The following is a 5,643-nucleotide window of genomic DNA, read 5'->3' as shown; positions in this document are numbered from 1 at the left end:
TGACAACGGGCGTCACTGAAAAAAGCCCGACAGCCTTGATTGAAAAACAGATGATGCTATGGCAGCAGCAAGTACAGCTAAGCCAAAATGCTTTGATGAATTTCTCTGGCAATCAGACCGAGCCGCTTGCTACTCCAGAAAAAGGCGATAAGCGCTTTAATGATGAGGAATGGTCGAACAACTCTATTTTTGACTTACTCAAACAAAGCTACTTGCTGATGGTTGATAGCATGATGTCTACCATAGACAAGGCTGATGGTATCGATGATAAGACGCGCCAGCGTTTATCATTTTTTACTCGTCAGTGGCTAAACGCGGTCGCTCCGAGCAACTTTTTGTGGAGCAACCCTGAAGTGCTACGCCTAACTATGGAGTCAGGAGGTCAAAATCTGGTCAAAGGTTTAAAACAGCTTACTGAAGACATGGAAAAAAGCGCCCAAGTGCTCAGCGTACGAATGACGGATGACGATGCTTTTAAGCTAGGTGAAAACATTGCTACTACCCCTGGCAAAGTGGTGTTTCGTAACCATATGTTTGAGCTGATTCAGTACACGCCAACCACGGATAAAGTCCATAAGCGTCCGCTACTGATCATTCCGCCTTGGATCAACAAGTTCTATATCATGGACTTGCAAGAAAAGAACTCCTATATCCGCTGGGCACTAAATGAAGGTCATAGTGTCTTTGTTATCTCATGGGCTAACCCTACCCCAGCGTACAAAAATGTCGGTATGGATACCTACATGCATGACGGTTTGCTCACCGCTTTGGATACGATACAAGAGATCACAGGCGAGCCTGATGCTAACGTCATTGGTTACTGTATCGGCGGTATGTTACTCGCGTTGACCTTATCTTGGCTTACTGAAAATGAACAAGCCGATCGTATCGCTAGCGCCACTTTTTGGACAACGATATTCGACTTTACAGATCCAGGCGATTTAGGCGTATTTATCGACGAGCGCGTTGTAGGTGCCCTTGAAAAAGAAGGCAATGACAAAGGGGTATTCGATGGACGTATGATGGGCGTGGCCTTTAGCTTACTACGGGAGAATAGCCTATACTGGAATTACTATGTACAAAACTATCTAAAAGGCGAGCGCCCTATTCCTTTTGATCTTTTATATTGGAATTCTGATTGCACCAACGTCACCGCCGCTTTGCATAGTTTTGTACTTCGTGAGCTGTATCTTGGCAACAAAATGATCGAAAAAGGATCGCTTGATTATGATGGTATCAAAGTCGACTTATCAAAAGTGACAACACCGACCTACGTCGTAGCAACGCTACAAGACCATATTGCAAAATGGAAAGGCAGCTATACGTCTACGCAAGTGCTCGGTGGTGACGTGACTTTTGTACTCGGAGAGTCAGGACACATTGCAGGTATCATCAATCCGCCTACTGGTAAATATGGCTTTTATACTCATGATGAGTACGCTTCTGACCCCGATGAATGGTACGCCAAAGCACAAAAACAAGATAGAAGCTGGTGGCTTCATTGGGAGGAGTGGATCGACCAGCATAGCGCAGGACAAGCTGATAGCCGTATGCCTGGCGTCGATCACAAGGGCCAAGAGTGGCAAGTATTAGGTGACGCGCCTGGTACATATGTTCACGTTAGAGCAGAAGATGCACTAAAGTCCTCTGGAAATTAATTTTTATTTGTCTAAAAGTACTATTTGTCTAAAAGTACTATAAGCGGTAAGAGCGCTACTTGTTTGCTCTTACCGTTATTTGTTTTATAAAACCTCCGACTTAACTTTTATTTCATTGTATTCTTCTTTACTTTATCGTACCGTGGTTTACTACCAGATTGACTCTATAACGTTAAAGCTAAAACTTATATTCTAGATTTACAGGTCTAGGTTACTGCCTTGTCAGGATCAAAAATTTTAGTATTATAACAAGAGCTAACCCTTATAAATTTATAAACTATTTAGGCGTGTACGACACTCACTTCTAGCATTTTAAATGCTCAGATGCTGGTGTTTAGGTAAATACGTCACGCCCTACCCCTATACAAACTGGAATACCCTATGTCAGATATTATCGAAGAAAACATCGAACAGCCAGATAAAGCCCAAGTTTGGCTAAGTCGCAACAACCCACGTCAAAGAGTGCCCGGTTCTGTACCGAACTTTCAAGACATGATGAACAATCAGTTCTATAAAAGCGAAAACAACATCAACGACTTTACGCGTCAAAAGCGCTATTCCGAAGACAGCGCAGTGTTGATAAAAGAAGTCACCTCAAGACATATGGCGCAGACCAAACAACAGATTCAAGACAATATTCAGACGCTCAAGCAAGATGCTAATGATATCGTTAGCAGTCTAAAAAAGACTTATACGCCAAATAGAATATGGCAAGAGTGGCTTAGTTACAGCACAGACAGCACCAAGCGTCTATTGCAAACGGCTGATGTGCTCAAAGAGCGTGGCGATGTGTTTTTGGAGCACGAGGCAGCAGGCTGCCCGCCCGTTTTAGATTATGATTATGACGTCATAATGGACGCCAGTAATTTTGATCGCCCCTCCAATTATGTGTTACTTAGAATCATACCGCCCGCCGGAATTATCACTGATGACAGCAAGCGTCCTTACATTATAATTGACCCAAGAGCAGGACACGGCGCTGGTATTGGCGGCTTTAAGCACGAAAGCCAAGTCGGCGTTGCCCTAAATCAGGGGCATCCTGTGTACTTTGTGGCGTTCAAGCGCTTACCTGAGCCAACACAAACGATCGCCGATATCACTTATGCTGAAGGCTTGTTTGTTCGTCAAGTAGAGAAACTTCATCTAAAATCAGATGACCCTGTCATCATTGGCAATTGCCAAGGTGGCTGGGCGGCGCTTATCTTAGCCGCTACTAATCCAGATATTACAGGTCCTATCGTGCTAAACGGCGCACCAGTATCCGCTTGGAGCGGAGAAGTTGGTGTCAACCCTATGCGCTACAAAGCTGGCGTTAATGGCGGTACTTGGTTGTCCATGCTCAGCGCTGATCTCAATAATGGCGTGTTCGATGGTGCCGCGTTGGTCGATAACTTCGAAAAAATGACACCATATCGTAACTATGTCGGTAAATATTACGATTTATACAAAAACCCGCAAGCCAACCGTCAGCGCTTTTTGGATTTTGAGCGCTGGTGGGGCGGGTTTTTCTTAATGAACGACAAAGAGATTCAGTGGATTGTAGAGAATATCTTTATCGGTAATCGCTTAGCTCGCAATACCGGGCAGCTTGAGCCAGGTGTCAATATTGATCTGCGTAATGTCAAAGCGCCAATTATCGCTTTCGCTTCACGCGGTGATGATATTACCCCGCCGCAGCAAGCCCTGTCATGGATTTTGGACGCGTACAGTGACGAAAAAGACGTTGAAGTTTGTGGTCAGCGTATTATTTATATGATCCATGAGCAAGTGGGCCACTTAGGTATTTTTGTCAGCTCAAAAATTGCGAATACTGAGCATACTGGTATTGCCTCAATCATGGATATGATCGAAGTCTTACCACCTGGTCTCTACGAGCTAGATATTGCTGACTTTGAAGGTAGCGGAGAAGAAAAAACCTTTGCCGTCAATCTTGAGCGCCGCACCTTTGATGATTTGAGCCAAGCCATTGGTGAGTACCGTACCGATGAAGAGCCGTTCAAAGCAGTACATCGCTACTCTATGTCACAAACGCAAGCTTACGAGCACAACCTACGCCCTATCGTCAAAGCGATGAGCAATGAGACCTCTGCGCAGTTTTTGCGTACAATGCATCCGCTAAGACTACAAAGAAGTATCTGGAGCAGCAAAAACCCAATAGCGATGGCGACGAGTCAAATGAGCCAAGTGCTCAGTGGTAGCATTGAGAAAAACCAAAATCAAGAGTTTGTCCCGGTTGAAAAGGACGAGAAAACGCATGAGCCCTCTGACGTTTATGCCAGAATCAAGTTGCCTGCTATCGAGTCGCTCCAGCAAGACAATCTTTTTTTACAGATAGAAAAGATGTTTATGGATAATACTAGAATGACGCTTGATTTTTGGCGCGATTGGCAAGGACGCTATACTGAAAGCAAATTTTTTAGTATCTGGTCTATGCCTTGGTTCCGTCAGTACGGTGAATCAGTCGGCTCGCGTCGCCTGCTTGATAAAGACTCATTGCACGAATTACCAAAAGTAGATGAAGCGCTTACCAAAATCGCTGATGGCGGCTTTAATGAAGCGGTCGTACGTATGCTGATTTTGAGCAACTTGGTCGCGGACAACAGTATCGATCGTAATCAGCTGATACGTCTGACAGAAGTTTTGACAGAAAAAGCACCGTTTACTAAAATGCCGCAAGCGGATCTATCAACTATGATACATACGCAAACGATCATCGTGCGCTTCGCTGAAGATGAGTCTATTGCTTCACTAAGCACGTTACTCACATCAAAAGAGCAACGTATTGAGGCGCTAAAACTGGTGCATTATGTAGTTGGTGATAAGCTGGTCGATCAAGACCCTGCTATTTTATCTATCAAGAAGCGTATCGAAGCGGCGTTAGCGCTAAAAGACGCTGATATTATCTAGTTTTTGAAGCTAAACGTTAAAACAAAAAAAGGGGCTATCTAAATGATTTAGGTAGCCCCTTTTTATGATCACTTATCGCGATTGTGCGGCGCCTCAAAATCAAGCTTGGGGCCAACAGGAACAATACCTGTCGGATTGATATTGGCATGACTGGTGTAATAGTGCGACTTGATGTGATCCATATTTACAGTCTGCGCAATACCCGGTACTTGATACAGCTCTTTTAGGTAGCCCCATAAATTAGGATAATCAACAATACGGCGCAGATTACATTTAAAATGACCAAAATACACCGCGTCGAAACGCACTAGCGTGGTAAACAGTCGCCAATCGGCCTCGGTAATACTATCTCCAACCAAATAGCGACTGCCTGCCAAACGTGACTCCAATACGTCTAAAGCTGCAAATAGCTCGCCAACGGCCTCTTCATAAGCGTCTTGCGTGGTTGCAAAGCCCGACTTGTACACGCCATTGTTAACCGCCGAATAGACCAAAGCATTAATCTCATCGATCTCGTTCCATTTATCTTTAGGCAGAAAATCAACGGGCAATGCACCTACCTCATCAAATGCAGAATTGAACATCCGAATGATTTCAGAAGATTCATTACTGACAATAGTATTGGTTTTTTTATCCCACAAGATAGGCACAGTGACGCGGCCAGTATAGTCCGCTTTTGCAGCGGTATAGATCTCATAGGCATAGTCCGCATGATTGATAGGATCAGCGATGACGCCTGCGCCGTCTTTAAAGGTCCAACCATAATCACCCATGAAAGGATGGACGACTGATAATGAAATCATATCATCTAACCCCTTGAGCTTACGAAATATCGTCGTACGATGCGCCCAAGGACAAGCTAGGGACACATATAGATGATAGCGATTAGGTTCGGCTTGAAACCCACTTTTGCCCGTTGGTCCAGCGCTACCATCTGCTGTGACCCAATTTCTAAACCCAGACTCTTCGCGCTTAAAGCGCCCGCCACTAGCGTCGGTATCGTACCAAGTGTCCTGCCATTTACCATCAACCAATAAACCCAAGATTACTCTCCTCACAAATGTTGTTATCTATACTG

Annotated in this window: 3 protein-coding genes; 2 read left to right on the top strand and 1 reads right to left on the bottom strand. The window is 44.5% G+C overall.

From position 1 onward, the window contains the following. Positions 1 to 1,658, top strand: a 1,658-nt coding sequence (gene phaC, locus ACTXGO_RS08815; protein ID WP_443574095.1) for a class I poly(R)-hydroxyalkanoic acid synthase, incomplete at its 5' end; no start/stop codon positions are given. A 381-nt stretch (positions 1,659 to 2,039) separates the two neighbouring features. Beyond that, positions 2,040 to 4,565, top strand: a complete 2,526-nt coding sequence (locus ACTXGO_RS08810; protein ID WP_443574093.1) for a DUF3141 domain-containing protein — start codon at positions 2,040 to 2,042, stop codon at positions 4,563 to 4,565. Between the two features lie 68 nt (positions 4,566 to 4,633). Here the strand turns inward: ACTXGO_RS08810 and ACTXGO_RS08805 are convergent, their stop codons facing one another. Beyond that, a complete protein-coding gene (locus tag ACTXGO_RS08805; protein WP_443574091.1) occupies positions 4,634 to 5,608 on the bottom strand; it encodes a glutathione S-transferase family protein in 975 nt (324 codons plus the stop codon). Positions 5,609 to 5,643 lie beyond the last annotated feature (35 nt).

It is taken from the genome of Psychrobacter sp. T6-1, assembly GCF_052258445.1.
Note: the sequence above shows the minus strand (reverse complement) of the source record. Positions and strands in the feature narration are given on the sequence as shown.

Excerpts from the sequence above, each read along its gene's own strand:
- ACTXGO_RS08810 (WP_443574093.1), top strand. The coding sequence starts at position 2,040 with ATGTCAGATATTATCGAAGAAAACATCGAACAGCCAGATAAAGCCCAA.